The sequence below is a fragment of the Nocardioides sp. YIM 152315 genome (assembly GCF_029210375.1).
Classification (GTDB): domain Bacteria; phylum Actinomycetota; class Actinomycetes; order Propionibacteriales; family Nocardioidaceae; genus Nocardioides.
This window is the reverse complement of sequence record NZ_JARGER010000015.1, coordinates 73,343-93,036: the sequence shown is the minus strand read 5'-3', so window position 1 is coordinate 93,036 and position 19,694 is coordinate 73,343. Positions and strand designations below refer to the sequence as shown.

The 19,694-nt window shown below is 71.2% G+C and carries 20 protein-coding genes; 14 read left to right on the top strand and 6 right to left on the bottom strand.

The window, feature by feature from the left end; translation table 11 throughout:
- Positions 1–7: 7 nt before the first annotated feature.
- Entirely contained in the window at positions 8–1,327 is a 1,320-nt protein-coding gene (gene gabT / locus PZ894_RS04305) for a 4-aminobutyrate--2-oxoglutarate transaminase (RefSeq protein WP_275742787.1), read from the bottom strand.
- A gap of 30 nt (positions 1,328–1,357) precedes the next feature.
- Here gabT and PZ894_RS04300 point away from each other — a divergent pair, with 30 nt between their 5' ends.
- From PZ894_RS04300 to ispG, 3 genes are all read left to right on the top strand, one after another.
- Positions 1,358–2,440: a 1-deoxy-D-xylulose-5-phosphate reductoisomerase gene (locus tag PZ894_RS04300; protein ID WP_275742785.1), complete on the top strand. Its 1,083-nt coding sequence runs from the start codon at positions 1,358–1,360 to the stop codon at positions 2,438–2,440.
- Positions 2,440–3,792, top strand: coding sequence for a site-2 protease family protein (locus tag PZ894_RS04295; protein WP_275742783.1), 1,353 nt, complete (start codon positions 2,440–2,442; stop codon positions 3,790–3,792). Before PZ894_RS04300 ends, PZ894_RS04295 begins: the two co-directional genes overlap by 1 nt.
- Before the next feature lie 93 nt (positions 3,793–3,885).
- A complete protein-coding gene (gene ispG / locus PZ894_RS04290) occupies positions 3,886–5,037 on the top strand; it encodes a flavodoxin-dependent (E)-4-hydroxy-3-methylbut-2-enyl-diphosphate synthase (protein ID WP_275742781.1) in 1,152 nt (383 codons plus the stop codon).
- Positions 5,038–5,103: 66 nt separating this feature from the next.
- Here ispG and PZ894_RS04285 read toward each other — a convergent pair whose 3' ends face one another.
- Positions 5,104–5,709, bottom strand: coding sequence for a hypothetical protein (locus PZ894_RS04285; RefSeq protein ID WP_275742779.1), 606 nt, complete (start codon positions 5,707–5,709; stop codon positions 5,104–5,106).
- A gap of 37 nt (positions 5,710–5,746) precedes the next feature.
- Between PZ894_RS04285 and PZ894_RS04280 the strand changes: the two genes are divergently transcribed.
- Positions 5,747–6,595: a GNAT family N-acetyltransferase gene (locus PZ894_RS04280; RefSeq protein WP_275742777.1), complete on the top strand. Its 849-nt coding sequence runs from the start codon at positions 5,747–5,749 to the stop codon at positions 6,593–6,595.
- Between the two features lie 23 nt (positions 6,596–6,618).
- Here PZ894_RS04280 and PZ894_RS04275 read toward each other — a convergent pair whose 3' ends face one another.
- Together PZ894_RS04275 and PZ894_RS04270 are read right to left on the bottom strand one after the other, a co-directional pair.
- Positions 6,619–6,924, bottom strand: coding sequence for a hypothetical protein (locus tag PZ894_RS04275; RefSeq protein WP_275742775.1), 306 nt, complete (start codon positions 6,922–6,924; stop codon positions 6,619–6,621).
- A 3-nt stretch (positions 6,925–6,927) separates the two neighbouring features.
- Entirely contained in the window at positions 6,928–8,262 is a 1,335-nt protein-coding gene (locus PZ894_RS04270) for a hypothetical protein (RefSeq protein WP_275742774.1), read from the bottom strand.
- A gap of 125 nt (positions 8,263–8,387) precedes the next feature.
- On the opposite strand from PZ894_RS04270, the gene PZ894_RS04265 reads away from it, so the two are divergent.
- From PZ894_RS04265 to PZ894_RS04250, 4 genes are all read left to right on the top strand, one after another.
- On the top strand, positions 8,388–8,912 hold the full coding sequence (locus PZ894_RS04265; RefSeq protein WP_275742773.1) for a DUF6318 family protein: 525 nt from the start codon (positions 8,388–8,390) through the stop codon (positions 8,910–8,912).
- Complete coding sequence (locus tag PZ894_RS04260; RefSeq protein ID WP_275742772.1) at positions 8,909–9,640, top strand: hypothetical protein; 732 nt, start codon at positions 8,909–8,911, stop codon at positions 9,638–9,640. The genes PZ894_RS04265 and PZ894_RS04260 overlap by 4 nt, the downstream gene beginning before the upstream one ends.
- A gap of 151 nt (positions 9,641–9,791) precedes the next feature.
- Positions 9,792–11,576, top strand: a complete 1,785-nt coding sequence (locus PZ894_RS04255) for a proline--tRNA ligase (RefSeq protein ID WP_275742771.1) — start codon at positions 9,792–9,794, stop codon at positions 11,574–11,576.
- Positions 11,573–12,274 (top strand): HAD family hydrolase, encoded by a 702-nt coding sequence (locus PZ894_RS04250; RefSeq protein WP_275742769.1) that lies wholly within the window; start codon positions 11,573–11,575, stop codon positions 12,272–12,274. The genes PZ894_RS04255 and PZ894_RS04250 overlap by 4 nt, the downstream gene beginning before the upstream one ends.
- A 166-nt stretch (positions 12,275–12,440) precedes the next feature.
- Here PZ894_RS04250 and PZ894_RS04245 read toward each other — a convergent pair whose 3' ends face one another.
- On the bottom strand, positions 12,441–12,875 hold the full coding sequence (locus tag PZ894_RS04245) for a DUF4439 domain-containing protein (RefSeq protein WP_275742767.1): 435 nt from the start codon (positions 12,873–12,875) through the stop codon (positions 12,441–12,443).
- A 138-nt stretch (positions 12,876–13,013) separates the two neighbouring features.
- Complete coding sequence (locus PZ894_RS04240) at positions 13,014–13,433, bottom strand: hypothetical protein (RefSeq protein WP_275742766.1); 420 nt, start codon at positions 13,431–13,433, stop codon at positions 13,014–13,016.
- A 119-nt stretch (positions 13,434–13,552) separates the two neighbouring features.
- On the opposite strand from PZ894_RS04240, the gene rimP reads away from it, so the two are divergent.
- The 6 genes from rimP (at position 13,553) to truB (ending at position 19,677) form a co-directional block, all read left to right on the top strand.
- Positions 13,553–14,026 (top strand): ribosome maturation factor RimP, encoded by a 474-nt coding sequence (gene rimP / locus PZ894_RS04235; protein ID WP_275743025.1) that lies wholly within the window; start codon positions 13,553–13,555, stop codon positions 14,024–14,026.
- Complete coding sequence (nusA, locus tag PZ894_RS04230; RefSeq protein ID WP_275742765.1) at positions 14,026–14,997, top strand: transcription termination factor NusA; 972 nt, start codon at positions 14,026–14,028, stop codon at positions 14,995–14,997. The genes rimP and nusA overlap by 1 nt, the downstream gene beginning before the upstream one ends.
- Positions 14,998–15,063: 66 nt before the next feature.
- Positions 15,064–15,408, top strand: coding sequence for a YlxR family protein (locus tag PZ894_RS04225; protein WP_345799136.1), 345 nt, complete (start codon positions 15,064–15,066; stop codon positions 15,406–15,408).
- Between the two features lie 123 nt (positions 15,409–15,531).
- Positions 15,532–18,303 (top strand): translation initiation factor IF-2, encoded by a 2,772-nt coding sequence (infB, locus tag PZ894_RS04220; RefSeq protein ID WP_275742763.1) that lies wholly within the window; start codon positions 15,532–15,534, stop codon positions 18,301–18,303.
- A gap of 74 nt (positions 18,304–18,377) precedes the next feature.
- On the top strand, positions 18,378–18,830 hold the full coding sequence (gene rbfA, locus PZ894_RS04215) for a 30S ribosome-binding factor RbfA (protein WP_275742762.1): 453 nt from the start codon (positions 18,378–18,380) through the stop codon (positions 18,828–18,830).
- A complete protein-coding gene (gene truB / locus PZ894_RS04210; protein WP_275742761.1) occupies positions 18,823–19,677 on the top strand; it encodes a tRNA pseudouridine(55) synthase TruB in 855 nt (284 codons plus the stop codon). Before rbfA ends, truB begins: the two co-directional genes overlap by 8 nt.
- Positions 19,678–19,694 lie beyond the last annotated feature (17 nt).

Below are 19,694 nucleotides of genomic sequence, written 5' to 3'. Positions count from 1 at the left end.
CGTCGTCTCAGGCGGTCGCCGTGAACGCCTCGGCCACGACGTCGAAGGCCTCGGCGAGGAGCCCGTCGCCGATCGAGAGCGGCGGCAGGAAGCGGAAGACGTTGCCCCAGGTGCCGCAGGTCAGGGTGACGACGCCCTGTTGGTGGCAGTACGCCGAGACCGCGGCGGTCCGCACCGGGTCCGGCTCGACGGTGCCGGGCCTGCAGAGCTCGATCGCCATCATCGCGCCGCGACCGCGGACGTCCGCGATCACGTCGTGCTCGCCCGCCAGCGCCTCGAGCCGGCCCTGCACGAAGGACCCGATCTGGCGCGCGCGGGAGGCGAGGTCCTGGGTGCGCATCTCGTCGATCGCACCGAGCGCCGCGGCGCAGGCGACCGGGTTGCCGCCGTACGTGCCGCCCAGGCCGCCGACGTGGACCGCGTCCATCAGCTCGGTGCGGCCGGTGACCCCGGCGAGCGGCAGCCCGCCGGCGATGCCCTTCGCCGTGGTCACGAGGTCGGGCACGACGCCCTCGTGGTCCGAGGCGAACCAGTCGCCGGTCCGGCAGAAGCCGGACTGGATCTCGTCGGCGATGAAGACGATGCCGTTCTCCCGCGACCAGGCCGCCAGCGCGGGGAGGAAGCCCGGCGCGGGGACGACGAACCCGCCCTCGCCCTGGATCGGCTCGATGACGAGGCAGGCGAGGTTGGCGGCGCCGACCTGCTTGTCGAGCACGTCGATCGCGCGGGCGGCAGCCTCGGCCCCGGAGAGCCCGTCGCGGAGCGGGTACGACATCGGCGCGCGGTAGACCTCGCCGGCGAACGGCCCGAAGCCGTTCTTGTACGGCATGTTCTTCGCCGTCATCGCCATCGTGAGGTTGGTGCGGCCGTGGTAGGCGTGGTCGAAGACGGCGACCGCGTCGCGGCCGGTCGCCACCCGGGCGATCTTCACGGCGTTCTCGACCGCCTCGGCGCCGGAGTTGAAGAGGGCGCTCTTCTTGGCGTGCTCCCCGGGCGTGAGCTCGGCCAGCGCCGCGCAGACGTCGACGTAGCCGTCGTACGGCGTGACCATGAAGCAGGTGTGCGTGAACGCCGCGACCTGCTCCTGCACGTGGCGCACGACGGACGGCGCCGCGTTGCCGACGGTGGTGACGGCGATGCCCGAGCCGAGGTCGATCAGGTGGTTGCCGTCGACGTCGACGAGCACGCCGCCGCCCGCCTCGGCGACGAAGACCGGCAGCGTCGTGCCGACCCCGTCGGCGACGTACGCCAACTTGTGTTCGAGTCGCTCGAGCGAGCGGGGCCCCGGGATCGCGGTGACGAGGCGGCGTTCCTGCGCGATGCTCATGTCAGGAGGGTAGTGCGCGACACTGGGTCCGTGAGAGACGTCGCGATCCTCGGCAGCACCGGCTCCATCGGCACCCAGGCCCTGGAGATCGTGCGCGCCAACCCGGACCGGTTCCGGGTGGTGGCGCTGACCGCCGGGGGCTCGCACCCCGAGCTCTTCGAGCAGCAGGTGGCCGAGCTCCGGCCGTCGTACTCGGGTCTCGGCGAGGACGCCTCCGTCGAGGCCGCGTCGATGGCCTGCGACGTCGTGCTCAACGGCATCACCGGCGCCGTCGGACTGCGCCCGACGCTGGCGGCGCTCGAGGCGGGCAACACGCTCGCGCTGGCCAACAAGGAGTCGCTGATCATGGGTGGCTCGCTGGTGCTCGACCGCGCCAAGCCTGGCCAGATCGTGCCCGTCGACTCCGAGCACAGCGCGCTCGCGCAGTGCCTGCGCGGCGGGACGGCCGAGGAGGTACGCCGGCTGGTGCTGACCGCGAGCGGCGGCCCGTTCCGCGGCCGCACCCGCGACGAGCTGGCGCACGTGACGGTCGCGGAGGCGCTCGCGCACCCGACCTGGGACATGGGGCCGGTCGTCACCATCAACTCCGCCACCCTGGTCAACAAGGGACTCGAGGTGATCGAGGCGCACCTGCTCTTCGGCATCCCGTTCGACCGCATCGAGGTCGTCGTGCACCCGACCAGCGTCGTGCACTCGATGGTGGAGTTCGTCGACGGCTCGACGCTGGTGCAGGCGAGCCCGCCGACGATGCTGATCCCGATCGCGCTCGGGCTGGCCTGGCCCGACCGCGTGCCCGACACGGCACCGGCCGTGGACTGGACCCGGCCGGAGACGTGGGAGTTCCTGCCGCTCGACGACGAGGCCTTCCCGGCGGTCGCGCTCGCGCGGGCTGCGGGGGAGCGCGGCGGCACGGCGCCGGCCGTCTACAACGCGGCCAACGAGGTCTGTGTCGACGCCTTCCGGACCGGCGGGCTCGACTTCATCGGGATCGTCCCCACGGTTCAGGCGGTTCTCAGCCGGCACGACGTACCCTCTGAGGTGGGCATCGAGGAGATCCTCGCCGCCGACGCGTGGGCCCGCGACGAGGCCCGTCAGCTGATCGAAGGACGCTAGTGGACGCGCTGTTCTACCTGCTCGGGGTGGTGATCTTCGCCCTCGCCATCCTGGTCTCGATCGGCCTGCACGAGCTGGGGCACATGATCCCGGCGAAGAGGTTCGGTGGGAAGGTCACCCAGTACTTCATCGGCTTCGGGCCCACCGTGTGGAGCAAGCGGATCGGCGAGACCGAGTACGGCCTGAAGGCGATCCCGCTCGGCGGCTACGTGAAGATCGTCGGGATGCTGCCACCGGGTGCGGCCGAGCTCGCCGACGAGGTGACGACCGACACGGCCGGCAACCAGGTCGTCCGGGTCCGCAAGTCCAACACCGGCATGTTCACCCAGCTGATCTCCGACGCCCGTGCGGCGGAGTGGGAGACGATCACGCCCGCGGACACCGACCGGCTCTTCTACAAGATGGCGTGGTGGAAGAAGGTCATCGTGATGGCCGGCGGGCCCACGGTGAACATCGCCATCGCGTTCCTGATCTTCGGCGGGGTCTTCGCGACCTACGGCAACCTCAGCGACCCGAAGCCGTACACCCCCGTCGTCAGCACGGTCGTCGACTGCGTGCTGCCGGCCACGGAGGCCGACCGGCCGTGCGAGTCGAGCGACCCGGTCGCCCCGGCCAAGGCCGCGGGCATCGAGGTGGGGGATCGGATCGTCTCCTTCAACGGGTCGCCGTTCACCACCTGGGAGGCGCTCCAGCGGGAGATCCGTGCCAACGACGACGGTGCCGCCACGATCGTGGTCGAGCGCGACGGCGAGGAGCTGACGCTCAGCACCAACACGACCGTCACGGCCCGGCCGACCTCCGAGACCGACGCCGACCTCACGCAGGTCGGGTTCCTCGGCGTGAGCCCGACACCCGACGGCCTCAACACCGGCGGGCCGATCTACACGGTCGAGCAGATGGGGCGGATGACCAAGGACACCGTGGCCGCCCTGGGCACACTGCCGATGAAGGTGTGGGACGTGGGCGAGGCGATCGTCGGCCTCGAGGAGCGCGACCCCAACGGGCCCGTCAGCATCGTCGGCGGCGGCCGGATCGCCGGCGAGACGGTCTCCCACGAGGCGTTCCCCGTCAAGGAGAAGACCGTCTTCCTACTGATGCTGGTCGCGGGCTTCAACCTCTTCATCGGCCTGTTCAACTTCATCCCGCTGCTGCCCCTCGACGGTGGCCACATCGCCGGCGCGCTGTGGGAGGCGATCCGGCGTGGGTTCGCGCGGCTGCGCGGCCGACCCGACCCCGGGTACGTCGACGTCGCCCGGCTGCTGCCGATCGCGTACGGCGTGGCCAGTGTGTTGCTCGTCATGGGCGTCGTGCTGATCGTCGGGGACCTGGTCGTCCCCGTTCGGCTGACGTAGCCGCGACACCTAGGATCAGATCATGAGCACCCCACGAAATCGCGTGCTTCCCCCGCTGCGCTCCTCCAGCTCACGATTCCGCCGGGACCCCGCATGAGCGAGATCAGCCTGGGCATGCCCGCGGCGCCGCCGCCGGTGCTCGCACCGCGCCGCAAGACCCGCCAGATCCAGGTGGGCAAGGTCGGCGTCGGCAGCGACCACCCGATCTCGGTGCAGTCGATGACCACGACGGTCACCGCCGACGTCAACCGCACCCTCCAGCAGATCGCCGAGCTGACGGCGTCGGGCTGCGACATCGTCCGGGTGGCCTGCCCCAGCCAGGACGACGCGGAGGCCCTCCCCGAGATCGCCCAGCACTCGCAGATCCCGGTCATCGCCGACATCCACTTCCAGCCGAAGTACGTCTTCGCCGCGATCGACGCGGGCTGCGCGGCCGTCCGGGTCAACCCCGGCAACATCAAGAAGTTCGACGACCAGGTCAAGGAGATCGCCCGCGCGGCGAAGGACCGTGGCACGTCGATCCGCATCGGCGTCAACGCAGGCTCGCTCGACAAGCGCCTGATGGAGAAGTACGGCAAGGCGACCCCCGAGGCGCTGGTCGAGTCCGCGGTGTGGGAGGCGAGCCTCTTCGAGGAGCACGACTTCCATGACTTCAAGATCTCGGTCAAGCACAACGACCCGGTTGTCATGGTGCGTGCCTACGAGCTGCTCGCCGAGCGGGGCGACTGGCCGCTGCACCTCGGCGTGACCGAGGCCGGTCCGGCGTTCCAGGGCACGATCAAGTCGGCGACGGCGTTCGGCGCCCTCCTGTCGCAGGGCATCGGCGACACCATCCGGGTCTCGCTGTCGGCGCCGCCGGTCGAGGAGGTCAAGGTCGGGCTCCAGATCCTCGAGTCGCTGAACCTGCGCCCCCGCCGGCTCGAGATCGTCTCCTGCCCCTCCTGCGGGCGCGCCCAGGTCGACGTCTACAAGCTCGCCGACGAGGTCACCGCCGGGCTCGAGGGCATGGAGGTCCCGCTGCGCGTCGCGGTCATGGGCTGCGTCGTCAACGGCCCCGGGGAGGCCCGCGAGGCCGACCTCGGCGTCGCGTCCGGCAACGGCAAGGGCCAGATCTTCGTCAAGGGCGAGGTCATCAAGACCGTGCCGGAGTCCCTGATCGTGGAGACGCTGATCGAGGAGGCCATGCGGATCGCCGAGGGCATGGAGTCCGTCGATGGCGCGGAGGCGACCGTCACCGTCTCGTGATGACGCTGCCGCTGCTCCTCCTCGCCCTAGCCGCCCTGTTCGTGGTCGCGGGCGTGGTGGCGCTGGTCATTCCTCGTCGAGCTCGGCGTTCCCGATGACGCGGTAGGCGTGCCGCATCCGCTGGACGTGGCGGCTGTCGACCTTGACGCTGCGCGCGTGCCGGACGAAGGCCCGCACGGCGACCGGGTCGCCCGGCTCCACCGCCGGCGCGTTTCGCAGCGCCGGCCGCAGGTCGCGCACCGCTCCCGGCGTGTGCTTCCGGATCGTGCGGAAGGCCGCCCGCAGCTCCGGGCTCAGCTCGTTGCCGAGACCGAGGTAGTGCCGACGGTCCCGCTCGGCCGTCCGGCGGTCGCCGGCGGGGTCGAAGGCGTACAGCTCGTACTGGAAGCTCTCCAGGTCGCCCCACGCGTCGGCGAACTCGTCGAGCACGGCGCCGCAGGTCGCCGGCTCCTTGTCCTCGGCGTACGCCGAGGCCTGCGCGTCGGTCTGCTCCCAGCGCCGGTTGAGCGCTCGCACGGGGCCCCCGGGGTTGCCGTTCTCGCCGTGGAGCTGGACCAGGTCGACCCACTGCTGCCGACAGCTGCGGTCGGTGGCGGGGTCGTCGGCGTACACCCCGGGGGCGAGCAGGGCGATGGCCGCCGCGGCCGCGGCGATGGTCCCGAGGAAACGCATCCCGTCACGATACGAGGTTGTGATCTAGGCTGCCGCCGTGCTCACGACCCGCCACGGTGTCCGCCCGCTCGGGGCCGCGGACCTCGACGCGTTCCTCGCCCTGGCGCGCCGCGAGCCGGTCGTGAACGTCTTCGCGGACTACCGCGCGACGACCACCAACCTCGAGCCGCGCTGGCTCGGCGGTGAGATGTGGGGGCGCTTCGTCGGGGGTGAGCTCGCTGCGGCCTGCCATGTCGGCGCCAACCTGGTGCCGATCTGCGCCACCCTCGACGACGCCGCGGCGTTCGCCGAGCGCGCCCTCGCCCGCGGCCGCACGGTCTCCACGATCGTGGGGCCGCAGGAGCCCGTCCAAGCGTTCTGGAACGGGGTCGCCAGCACCTGGGGCCCGCCGCGGGAGGCTCGCTGGGAGCAGCCGCACCTCGAGATCTCCACCGCTCCGGTCGTCCCGATCGACCCGTACGTGCGGCGGACGACGAAGTCGGACATGGACGAGCTCTATCCCGCGTGCGTGGCGATGTACACCGAGGAGGTCGGCGTCTCGCCGGAGTGGGGCGGCGGCGCCGAGCTCTACCGGGCGCGGGTGGCCCAGCTGGTCAGCCGGGGCTGGTCGTACGCCCGCTTCGACGACTCCGGGCGGCTCGTGTTCAAGGCCGAGGTGGCGTGCGCGACGCCGTACGCCGCCCAGGTCCAGGGTGTCTTCGTGCCGCCCGAGTTCCGCGGACGGGGTGTCGCGACGGCCGGCATGGCCTCGGTGGTGCAGCTGGTGCGGCGCGAGATCGCGCCCGTCGTGTCGCTCTACGTCAACGAGTGGAACACCTCCGCCCGCGCCGTCTACGAGAAGGTCGGCTTCCGCGAGACCGCGCGGTTCGCCACGATCATGTTCTGAGGTCGTCGGGCCCCGCACCTGGATCAGCGCGCAGCGGCGTACACCATGCGCTTGTCGACTCCGGGCCACCCCTGGCGCCAGTCCGGGCCAGACCAGACCGATGACCGAATGATCAGGTCGCCTCCGGTGAGGGCGTCGAGGTCGAAGATGACCTCCTCCATGAAATCCCCAGCGGGCCGGCCCGGGTCTAACGCGACGTGGATGTCCACCCGACGCTCGGCGCGGCTGGTCTCGACTGCGATTGCCTCGACCGACGCGGGGATGGAGCCAAGTAGCGCTTGCACAAGGGCGAGCACCACGTCGTTCTGGAAGGTCAAGTCGTCGTTCATGTCTCACCTGAGTCGGAATAGGGGACTGGTCGGCACGACACTCGGGTGCGCGGATCCCTTGATGAGGAAGACATGCGAGGGCTGATCGATGAAGCCGGCCCCGACGTTGTTGTTGAAGCCTGTCACTCCGTCGTACCGCACGACCAGATGCCCCTGGGCGTTGCGTCCGAGGATCGTCGCCAAACCGTCGTGCACAGCGTCGAGCACTTGCTGCGCCTCAAGCTCGGAGGAGAAGTAGCCGCCTCGGCCCGTCGACCACTCCGACGTCCCGCGAACGTGGCGTGCCTGCCGTTGCACGCTCACGGCGTACGAGAGGTCCTTCGTGCCCTCGAGTCGGCGTGCCGCCATCGTCAGCGCTCGCGCGTCGGACGCGATGACGACGTCCTTGAAGCGTGCGAGGCCGTCTCGGACGTGGGCGAGGGTGGCGCCGACGGTGCGGATGGCGGCGGCGGAGACGGCGGCGGCCGCGCGGACGAGGTCGACGAGGACCTTCAGCTTCGGGGCGGCCTCGCCGATCCGGGCGGCGGTGGCGGCGGTGGCGGCGGCGACGGAACCACCGGCCGTGAGGACGCTGAGGGCGGCGCCTACGCCGGCGATGATGACGGTGTCGCGGACGAGGTCGTGGAGCAGCTCGAGGATGGCGGCGTGCTGCTCCTCGACCTGGTCGGCGTAGTCCTCGCAGGCGGCACCGATGGTGGCGTACTGCTCGGCGGCGTCGCAGACGAGGCCCTTGAGGTCGCGCACCACGTCGATCGCGACCGGGATCTCGGGCGACCGCTCCTCGTGGAGTGCCGCGATGACGGCATCGCAGTGGTCGACGACCGGCTCGAGGCCGGTCGCGGCCGTGCGCCACGTGTCGGCGGCGGCGCGGAGCTTGTCGACGTCGGCATCGGGCCACACGAAGGACTCGACCTGGTCGAGGATCCACGCCAGCTCGCCGGGGAGCGCGGACGGATCGCCACCCAGGCAGGACGGCGGCGTCGCCGGGAGCACGGCCGCGTAGGTGGCGTGGTCGGGGAGATCACCGCCCTCGTAGACGATCGCGCCCGGGAGCACCGATCGCTGCTCCGCGCGGTGGTGGTTGGCCAAGGACGCGTGGGTGAGCCGGCCCACCGTCGTCAGTGCCTCGGCGACGTCGGTCAGGGCCGAGACCGCGGCGCACGCGGCCTCGTCGTACTCAGCCGCGAAGTCGGCGGACGTCGCCGCGTCGCCGGCCATTGCGGCGTACGCCGCGAGCTCGTCCACCAGCACCTGATGACGAAGCGCGACGGCGTGGTTGGCCTCCACGCACGCCTGCTCGGCCGTGGCGTAGCCAGTGCCGTCGACGACGAGTCTCACCCGTCCATCGTCGCTTGCGGACGGCCTCGTCGACAGTGCCCGCGAGACGTCTGTGGACAAGCGGTTGTCCACAGGCGCCGCCGACACCGTTTCGCATCTTCCGCGCTCGGGGAATGATCGGCCGCGTGAGCCGCACTCGGGCCGTCGTCGCCGTGATCGTCCTGTCGGCGCTCGGCCTGGCCGGGTGCTCCGACGACGACCCCGAACCCAAGTTCTCCCCGCCGTCCTCCGAGGCACCTACGTCGTCGAGCACGTCAGCCGCGCCTGTGTTGGACGACCCGTCTGAAGCGTTTCGAGCCTGGGTGGACGCGCGGAACACCGCGGTCCGTACGGGGGACACGACGGATGTGCGCTCGTTGAGCGCTGATGGTTGCCGGACATGTGAAAACTCCATCAGTCCGATTGAAAAGGTCTATGAGGACGGTGGCGAGTACGACACTGAGGGCTGGATCGTCGACTCGTCGATCGTTAAGGAGCGGTCCGAAACGCGAGCCAAGGTGAGCGCGGCCGTGACCTATGCGGCGGGTGAGACAGTGCCGTCCGCGGGGGCTGATCCGGTGCGCTATGACGTCGAGCGGCACATCATGCTCATCGACATGTCAATGGTCGATCGAACCTGGCTAGTGTCCGACATCGGGTACGTGTCGTGATTACGGCGCTGATCGCGTCAGCGTTGCTGTCTTCGACGGCGGTGGTCACGCAGGCTCCGGGCGGGTGCCACCGCGAAGAGACGGTCGAGATGGTGCAGGGCGTAGCCCAGGTCAATGCGACATACGTCTGCGAAGGCACGACGTCACCCACCGGAGAAACTCCAGTCGCTGATCTGCCGCCACGTCAGTCCGGCCTGGACCCCCTCTGCGTGCAGGAGTCGCTGACCCACGGAGTTGACCCGTTCTTGTACTGCGAGCCCGTGGCGGATGGCGATCCCGGCCTACCCGCCGTGACGCCGGGCATAGTCGCTGCCGCACTTAGGCGCATCCCCCTGCCTCCGGTGGACTTGGTGATCCAGCCGCCGAACGGTCGGACGTTGGTGAACTTCGAGACGAACTTCTACACCGAGCAGGGTGAGTTGACGCGGAGCGTGGGGTTGTTGGGGCGCCAGGTGGAGCTGCGGATCTGGCCGGCGGGCTTCGTGTGGCGGTTCGGGGACGGCGAGGTGCGGGAGTCGTCGTCTCCGGGAGCGGCGTACCCGGACCTGGACATCACGCACTCCTACCGGAAGAAGGGCAGGGTGTCGCCGAGCGTCGATGTCACCTACGCGGCGCAGTTCCGGGTCGATGGCGGCCCGTGGCAGGAGGTGCCGGGGGCGGTCACGATCCCCGGCACCCCGCAGGCGTTGCGTGTGGTGACCGCGCGTCCGGTGCTGGTCGGCGGTTGAGGGGCGCGACGCCGTGTCGCGGTGAGTGGGCAACTAAGTGCCAGCGCGGGCCGGTTGCTGGCGCACCTCAGAATGGCCCCCGGATCCATGACGGGCCACCTGCGGCTTACTGGTTCGCAGCAGGCCAGACCCCGCAAGTAGCCTTCTCGCCATGATCATGCGGATGTCGAGCCTGTTCGTGCGGACCCTGCGGGAGGACCCGGCGGACGCCGAGGTGCCGTCGCACAAGCTCCTCGTCCGCGCCGGCTACATCCGCCGTGCGGCGCCCGGCATCTACACCTGGTTGCCGCTCGGCCTGAAGGTGCTGCGGAAGATCGAGAACATCATCCGCGACGAGATGGACGCGATCGGCGCGCAGGAGCTCAGCTTCCCCGCGCTGCTGCCCCGCGAGCCCTACGACGCGAGCAACCGCTGGACGGAGTACGGCGACGGCATCTTCCGCCTGCAGGACCGCAAGGGCGCCGACTACCTGCTCGGCCCCACCCACGAGGAGATGTTCACGCTCCTGGTCAAGGACCTCTACAGCTCCTACAAGGACCTGCCGCTCGCGATCTACCAGATCCAGACCAAGTACCGCGACGAGGCGCGCCCCCGCGCCGGACTGCTGCGCGGCCGCGAGTTCGTGATGAAGGACTCCTACTCCTTCGACGTCGACGACGCCGGCCTGGACACCAGCTACCAGAAGCACCGCGACGCCTACATCCGGATCTTCGACCGGCTCGGGTTCGAGTACGTCATCGTCGAGGCGATGTCGGGCGCGATGGGTGGCTCGAGGTCCGAGGAGTTCCTCGCGAAGGCCGAGGTCGGCGAGGACACCTACGTCCGCTGCACGCGCTGCGACTACGCCGCGAACGTCGAGGCCGTCCGCATCCCGCCGCCGGCGCCGATCTCGTACGACGACGCGCCCGCCGCCCACGCGGAGGACACGCCCGACACGCCCACGATCGACACGCTGGTCGACCACCTCAACGAGCGGTTCCCCCGCGACGACCGGCCCTGGACCGCCGCCGACACCCTCAAGAACGTGCTGTTCTCGGTGCGCTACCCCGACGGCGCGACCGAGGCGCTGGCCGTCGGCCTGCCCGGCGACCGCGAGGTCGACGCCAAGCGGCTCGAGGCGGCGCTGGGCGAGGGCGTGGAGTTCGCGCCGTTCGGCGACGAGGACTTCCGGGCCCGGCCCGAGCTCGCGAAGGGCTACATCGGCCCCGGCGTCCTCGGCGAGAAGCTGCCCGCCGCGATCCGCTACCTCCTCGACCCCCGGGTCGTCGACGGCACCCGCTGGGTGACCGGGGCCGACACGCCGGGCAGCCACGTCATCGACCTCGTCGCCGGCCGGGACTTCTCCGGTGACGGCGCCATCGAGGTGGCCGACGTCCGCGACGGCGACCCCTGCCCCCAGTGCCAGGCAGCGGGGCGCGACGGAGGCGTGCTCGAGACCGCCCGCGGCATCGAGATGGGCCACATCTTCCAGCTCGGGCGCAAGTACGCCGACGCGCTCGACCTCAAGGTGCTCGACGAGCACGGCAAGCTCGTCACCGTCACCATGGGCTCCTACGGCATCGGCCCGTCGCGCGCGGTCGCCGCGATCGCCGAGGGCACCCTCGACGAGCTCGGCCTCGCGTGGCCGCGCGCGGTCGCGCCGGCCGACGTGCACCTGGTCGCCACCGGCAAGGACGAGCAGGTCTTCGCGGCCGCCGAGCGGATCGCCCACGAGCTCGACGCCCGCGGCGTCGAGGTCCTGTACGACGACCGGCCCAAGGTCAGCCCCGGGGTGAAGTTCAAGGACGCGGAGCTGCTCGGCGTCCCGACGATCGTCGTGGTCGGCAAGGGCCTCGCCGACGGCACGATCGAGGTCAAGGACCGTGCCAGCGGCGCCCGCGAGGACGTCGCAGCCGACCACCTCGTCGACCACGTCGTACGCCTCGTCAAGGCATGACCGTCGACGCCGTCATCTTCGACTGGGGCGGCACGCTCACCCCGTGGCACGACATCGACTTCGAGGCGGAGGCGCGCTCGCTCGCCAGTGCCGTCGTAAACGCCGACCACGACGTCGACGTCTCGCTCGAGCGGCTGCGTGCGGCCGGCGACACGGTCTGGGGCCGGTCCCGCGACCACCAGCAGAGCGCCACGGTCGCGGACCTGTTCACCGAGGCCGGCCTCGACCACGATCCCGACCTGCTCATGGCCTACCGCGAGTTCTGGGAGCCCCACACCGCCACGGACCCCGAGGTCGCTCCGCTGTGGCAGCGGCTCCGCGAGTCCGGGGTGAAGGTCGGCGTGCTGTCCAACACGATCTGGCCGCGCGCGTGGCACGAGGACTTCTTCCGCCGCGACGGCGTCCACCACCTCATCGACGCCGACGTCTACACCAGCGAGATCCCGTGGACGAAGCCCTCTCCCCATGCGTTCCGCGCGGCGATGGACGCCGTGGGCGTCGGTGACCCGGCGCGCTGCGTCTACGTCGGCGACCGGCTCTTCGACGACGTCTGGGGCGCCCGCAACGCCGGCATGCGCGCCATCCACATCCCGCTGAGCGCGATCCCGGCCAACCAGATCGGCCACACCGAGGGCACTCCCGACGCGGTCGTGCACCGCCTGTCGGAGATCCCCGACGTGCTCGCGGGCTGGCGCTGAGCGCCCCCGGATCCGACGCCGGAACTGCACGTTTGTGCAATGCACAAACGTGAGGTTGGCGTTCTATCGCGCTGTTCCGGCGCCCTGTTGCATGCTTTTGCAAGAGCGAGAGACCGCCAGTCCCCCCACATCCCGGCGGGATCTCGCTCCCGGGCCAGTCCAGGCCTCAGCGGTCCGCGTGCTCGCCGGCTCCGGGGAACATCTCGGGAGTTCCCCGGAAGGCGAGTTCGCGGACCGCTGTTTCGTTCAGCGCCCCGATCGCCCACCGGCGCGTCTCGTCGACGCTGTTCGCGACGAGCCAGGCGTACGTCGCGGCGCAGGCTCGCTCGGTCTCCAGGGCCACCCGCGCGATGCGGTCGGCGCGCTCGAGGCCCGACGGCACGTCGTAGGCCGCCTCGGCCGCGGCCGGGTCGACGCCCGCGGCGGCGAGCTGCCCGGTCAGTTGGTCTCGGCGGGACCGGTGCGCGGAGTAGGCACCCGAGATCGCGGCGTACAGCTCCGGCATCGCGCTCCGGGACGTGCGGCCGCCGAGGGTGCCGAGGACGAAGACCGCGGCGTGCTCGGCCGCCAGGGTGGTCTGGAGGGCGTCGATCTCGCTCACGCGGGGTCCCCGCGGAATCGTGGGCTGGAGGAGCGCAGCGGGGGAAGCCCGCGACTTCGTGGGGTGCTCACGCGGGGTCCCCGGGGAATCGTGGGCTGGAGGAGCGCAGCGGGGGAAGCCCGCGATTTCGTGGGGTGTTCACGCGGTCTCCCCGGGAAGTGTGGTGAGGTGCTGGCGGACGGAGGCCGACATCGCCGCGAGCAACCGCGCGAGTGGCCCGCTCTCGGCGCGCATCGCGGCCTCGACGAGGAAGTCCTGCAGGTCCCGCTCCGCGCGGCGCACGCGCTTGCGCGACGCCGACGTGACCGCTGGCGCCTCGGCCTCCAATGCCGCCAGGTGGGCGGCGTGCATCCGGGTCAGTGCCGGGACGCGCCCGGTGAGGGCGGCGACCGCCGTGATCCGCGCGACCGCGTCGTCGACGACCGCCTCGTCGGGGTCGCCGTCGGACGCCGGCCGGGGGCGCGGCGCGCCGTCGTCGGCGCACGCGGACGCCGCGAGCAGGCCGCCCGTGGCGACCGCCAACGCGGCGCGTCGGGAGAGGCGCGAGGTGTCGGGCACGGCGCCGACCCTAGACGACCGGCCACCGTGGCGTCGGCGCCCCCCGAAGCCGCTATGGTGGACGATCAACAACAGCACAAGGAGGTCGCCCACCCGTGAGCAGTGCCAACCAGGACGCCATCAGGGAGCGGATCGAGGCTGAGCTCGACGACCCCCTGCGTGCCCTGGGCCTCGACATCGAGGCCGTCGAGATCACCCCGGCGGGCAAGCGCCGGATCCTCCGGGTCGCCGTCGACAAGGACGGAGGCGTGACCCTCGACGAGGTCGCCGAGGCGACCCGCGAGGTCAACCGGACGCTCGACGAGTCCGACGTGATGGGCGAGCAGCCCTACACGCTCGAGGTCACCTCACGTGGGGTCGATCGTCCGCTCACGCGGCCGCGCCACTGGCGACGCAACGCCGGCCGGCTGGTGAAGGTGACGTTCAGCGACGGTCGGTCCGCCACCGGACGGATCGTCGACTCGAGCGACGACGCCGTGACGCTGGAGGTCAGCGGCACGAAGCAGCAGGTCGCGTACGACGACGTCAAGAAGGCGCTGGTGCAGGTGGAGTTCAACCGTCGCGACGACGGTGACGGTGGCGAGGAGGCCTGATGGACATCGACATGAGCATCCTGCGCATGCTGGAGAGGGAGAAGGAGATCTCCTTCGACGTGCTGGTGGAGGCCATCGAGCAGTCGCTCCTCACGGCGTACCACAAGACGGCAGGCGCCCAGGAGCAGGCGCGCGTCGCCCTCGACCGCAAGACCGGGCACGTCACGGTCCTCGCCGCCGAGCTCGACGACGACGGCAACCAGGTGGGGGAGTACGACGACACCCCGGCGGGCTTCGGCCGGATCGCCGCGACGACCGCGAAGCAGATCATGCTCCAGCGCCTGCGTGACGCCGAGGACGACATCCGCTTCGGTGAGTTCTCCGGCAAGGAGGGCGACATCATCTCGGGGATCATCCAGCAGGGACGCAACCCCGACGACGTGATGGTCGACCTCGGCAAGCTCGAGGCGCTGCTGCCGGTGGGCGAGCGCGTGCCGGGCGAGCGCTACGACCACGGCACCCGCATCAAGTGCCTGGTCGTGTCCGTGCGCAAGGGCATGCGCGGCCCGCAGGTCACGCTGTCGCGGTCACACCCCAACCTGGTCAAGAAGCTGTTCGCGCTCGAGGTGCCCGAGATCGCCGACGGCACGGTCGAGATCGCCGCGATCGCGCGTGAGGCCGGACACCGCACGAAGATCGCGGTGCGGTCGGCGGCGTCCGGTGTCAACGCCAAGGGCGCCTGCATCGGCCCGATGGGCTCTCGGGTGCGCAACGTGATGTCGGAGCTCCACGGCGAGAAGATCGACATCGTCGACTGGTCCGAGGACCCCGCCGAGCTGGTCGCCCACGCACTCTCGCCGGCCCGGGTGAGCTCCGTGGAGGTCCTCGACGCCGAAGCCCGCTCCGCCCGCGTGGTCGTGCCCGACTTCCAGCTGTCGCTGGCGATCGGCAAGGAGGGCCAGAATGCCCGCCTCGCCGCCCGTCTCACGGGCTGGCGCATCGACATCAGGAGTGACGAACCCGGTGACTGACGCGCGACGACGCTGCGCGAGGGGCGGTTCGAAATCATTGGCGGGGTCGCGGTAGGGTTGTCAGCAGTGGCGCGTGAACACTTCTCTGCAGCATGCCCGGAACCTTCGGCCCCCCCTGCTCGACCCGGGGGCCCGGTGCGGACATGCGTGGGGTGCCGGGAGCGAGCCGCTAGAGCTGAGTTGTTGCGGGTGACCGTCGGCTCGGATGCGCACGGCCACCCGGCCGTCGTGCCCGATCCGCTGGGCACCGCACCCGGGCGGGGAGCGCACCTGCACCCCACGTCCGAGTGCTACGAGCTCGCGATGCGCCGGCGAGCGTTCGCCCGGGCCCTCCGACACACGGGAGGCGGGGCGGGGCTGGCCAGCGCACCGCTCGGTGAGTACCTCGACTCGCGTGCCGAACCAACCTGACCGTCCGACAGAAACTGGAGCATCCGCTCATGAGCACTCGATGAGTTCTTCGCGATGAGCGTGCACACCCACTAACGGTCTCGATCTACCCCCGGATTCGGGTTCGAGGCCAGAAGGAGAAGCGTGGCTAAGACCCGAGTTCACGAACTCGCCAAGGAGTTCGGAGTCGAGAGCAAGTTCGTTCTCGAGAAGTTCAAGGAGATGGGGGAGTTCGTCAAGTCGGCGAGCTCGACCGTCGAGCTCCCTGCGGAGATGCGCTTCCGCAAGGAGTACGGCGAGAAGCTGAAGGCGGATGCCCCCTCTGCTCCTGCCGAGGCGCCGGCCGCCAAGCCTGCCCCGGCCAAGAAGGCGCCGGCCAAGAAGTCCGCAGCGCCCGCGGAGCCCGAGCCGCCGGCCGAGGCGCCCGCCGCCGAGGCCCCCGCCGCGCCGGCCGAGACGCCGGCTGCCGCCGAGGCTCCGGTTGCTCCCGCTGCCCCCAAGCCCGGCCCGAAGAAGGCCGCCCCGGCTCCCGAGCCTCCCGCCGAGCCGACCGCGCCCGCGGCCTCGGCGACCCCGAAGGCGCCTGCTCCCCGTCCGGTGGGCAAGCCCAGCGGTACGCCCCGACCGGGCAACAACCCGTTCGCGTCCAGCCAGGGCATGGGCCGTCGCCCCGCCCCCGGCGAGCGTCCGGGCCCGTCGACCGGTGGCGGCGACAACCGTCCGCCGCGTCCGCCGGCCTCCGGCGGTCGTCCGGGCATGCCGCGCCCCAACCCGGCGATGATGCCGAAGTCCCCGGCCGCGTTCGGCCAGGGCCCCGGTGGTCGTCCTGCCCGTCCCGGTGCTCCGGGCCGCGGCGGTGCCCCCGGTCGCGGTGGCGCGCCGGGTCGCGGTGGCGCGGGCGCCGGTGCCGGTGCTCCGGGCCGTCCCGGCGGCTTCGGCCCCGGCGGCGGCCGTCCCGGTGGCGGTCGTCCCGGCCAGCGTGGCCAGACCCAGGGCGCCTTCGGTCGTCCGGGTGGGCCCTCGCGCCGCGGTCGCAAGTCGAAGCGGGCGCGTCGCCAGGAGTTCGAGGCCATGGAGGCCCCGACGATCGGCGGCGTGCGCGTCCGCAAGGGCAACGGCGAGACCGTTCGCCTGCCGCGTGGCGCCTCGCTCACCGACTTCGCCGAGAAGATCAACGTCGACGCCGCGTCGCTGGTGCAGATGCTCTTCAGCCTCGGTGAGATGGTGACGGCGACCGAGTCGGTCAACGACGAGACGCTCGAGCTGCTCGGTGAGGAGCTCAACTACGTCGTGCAGGTCGTGTCCCCGGAGGACGAGGACCGCGAGCTGCTCGAGTCGTTCGACATCGAGTTCGGCGACGACGAGGACGTCGACGACGACGACCTTGAGGGACGTCCGCCGGTCGTCACCGTCATGGGTCACGTCGACCACGGAAAGACCAAGCTGCTCGACGCGCTCCGCAGTGCGAATGTCGTGGCCGGCGAGGCCGGTGGCATCACCCAGCACATCGGTGCCTACCAGGTGCACACCGAGGTCGACGGCGACGACCGCCGCATCACCTTCATCGACACCCCGGGTCACGAGGCGTTCACCGCCATGCGTGCCCGTGGTTCGCAGTCGTCGGACATCGCGGTCCTCGTGGTGGCGGCCGACGACGGCGTGATGCCGCAGACCGTCGAGGCGCTCAACCACGCCAAGGCGGCCGGTGTCCCGATCGTGGTCGCGGTCAACAAGATCGACAAGCCGGAGGCGGACCCCACCAAGGTCCGCGGCCAGCTGACCGAGTACGGCCTGGTGCCCGAGGAGTACGGCGGCGACACGATGTTCGTCGACGTCTCGGCCAAGTCCGAGCTCAACCTCGACAGGCTGCTCGAGGCGATCGTGCTCACCGCCGACGCGTCGCTCGACCTCCGGGCGAACGCCGACCGCGAGGCGCAGGGTCTGGTCATCGAGGCACACCTGGACCGCGGTCGCGGCCCGGTCGCCACCGTCCTCGTCCAGCGCGGCACGCTCCATGTCGGCGACTCGATCGTCGCCGGCCCGGCCCACGGCCGCGTGCGGGCGATGCTCGACGAGTTCGGCAACGAGCTCGAGGAGGCCGGGCCGTCGCGTCCGGCGATGGTGCTCGGCCTGTCCGCTGTCCCGGGCGCCGGCCAGAACTTCATCGTGGTCGACGACGACCGGATGGCGCGCCAGATCGCCGAGAAGCGGGAGGCCCGCGAGCGGGCGGCCATGCAGGCGAAGCGCCGCGTGCGTCGTACCCTCGAGGACTTCATGGCGTCCATGGAGAAGGGCGAGAGCCAGGAGCTCAACCTCATCCTCAAGGGCGACGTGTCCGGCTCGGTCGAGGCGCTCGAGGACGCACTGGCGAAGATCGACGTCGGCGACGAGGTCGGCATCCGGGTCATCGACCGCGGCGTCGGTGCGATCACCGAGACCAACGTCGACCTGGCGGCCGCGTCCGACGCGATCATCATCGGCTTCAACGTCCGCCCGCAGGGCAAGGCGACGGAGCTGGCCGACCGCGAGGGCGTGGAGATCCGGTACTACACCGTCATCTACCAGGCCATCGAGGAGATCGAGGCCGCGCTCAAGGGCATGCTCAAGCCGGAGTTCGAGGAGTCGACCCTCGGCCAGGCGGAGATCCGCGCGATCTTCCGCTCGTCGAAGATCGGCAACATCGCCGGCTGCATGGTCACCAGCGGCGTCATCCGCCGCAACGCCAAGGTCCGGGTCATCCGCGACGGCGCCGTCGTCGCCGACCACCTCGACCTCGCGTCGCTGCGGCGTGAGAAGGACGACGCGTCCGAGGTCCGCGAGGGCTTCGAGTGTGGTCTGGTGCTGCGCAACTTCCAGGACATCAAGGAAGGCGACGTCGTCGAGGCCTTCGAGATGCGGGAGATCCCCCGCAGCTGATGCTGCGACAGTGCCGAGTCGGCGCCAGTTTGCGTGCAAACTGGCGCCGACTCGCCGTTTGAGAGAGTAGGAACATGAGCAACCCACGGGTCCGCAAGATCGCCGACCGGATCCAGGTGATCGTCGCGGAGATGCTGGAGCGCCGGATCAAGGATCCGCGGCTGGGCTTCGTCACCGTGACCGACGTCCGGGTCTCGGGGGACAGCCAGCAGGCCACGGTCTTCTACACCGTGCTCGACGACTCCCGCGACGGCAAGGGCCTCGAGAGCACGGCGGCGGCGCTGGAGTCCGCCAAGGGCCTGATCCGCTCCGAGGTCGCCAAGCAGCTCGGCATGCGGCACGCCCCGACGCTGAGCTTCATCCACGACGCGCTTCCCGAGAACGCCCGCCACCTCGACGAGGTGCTCGAGCGCGCCCGGCAGCAGGACGAGCAGGTCGCGGCGCAGCGCGGAGCGACGTACGCCGGCGAGTCCGACCCGTACAAGAAGCCGCGCGAGGTCGACGAGGACGACGACCTGGATGACTGAGTCCGGGTTGGTCGTCGTCGACAAGCCCGGCGCCATGACCTCGCACGACGTCGTGTCCCGGGTGCGCCGGCTGGCCGGCACCCGCAAGGTCGGCCACGCTGGCACCCTGGACCCGATGGCCACCGGCGTGCTGGTGCTCGGCGTCAACCGCGCGACCCGGCTGCTCGGCCACCTGATGCTCACCGACAAGGCGTACGACGCGACGATCCGGTTGGGTGTCGCCACGACCACCGACGACGCCGAGGGCGAGGTCACCGCGACCGTCGCGACCGGTGACCTCGACGAGGCCGAGGTGCGGTCGGCCGCGGCGGAGTTCGTCGGCGACCTGCTGCAGGTGCCGACGGCGGTCTCGGCGATCAAGGTCGCCGGCAAGCGCGCCTACCAGCGGGTGCGCGAGGGCGAGGAGGTCGAGCTCGCGGCCCGGCCGGTCACCGTCCACGAGCTGGTGGTGACCGAGGTCCGCGGCGACGAGCTGGACGTGTCGGTGCGGTGCTCCAGCGGCACCTACATCCGCGCGATCGCGCGCGACCTGGGCGCCCGACTCGGCGTCGGAGGACACCTGACCGCGCTGCGGCGGACCGCCGTGGGGCCCTACGCCCTCGCGGACGCGCGCACGCTGGACGCGCTCGGCGAGCAGTTCGCGGTGCTGCCGATCGCGGCCGCCGCGCGCGCCGCGTTCGCGTCGTACGACCTCGACGAGGCGGGCGCGACCGACGTCCGGTACGGCCGCGCGCTGGACCTCGACCTGCCCGGACTGACCGCCGTCTTCGCGCCCGACGGCGAGTTCCTGGCCCTCTACGAGCCCCGCGACGGTGTTGCGCGGGCGGTCGCCGTCTTCGCCGGCTGACCCGGATCGGTAGTCTT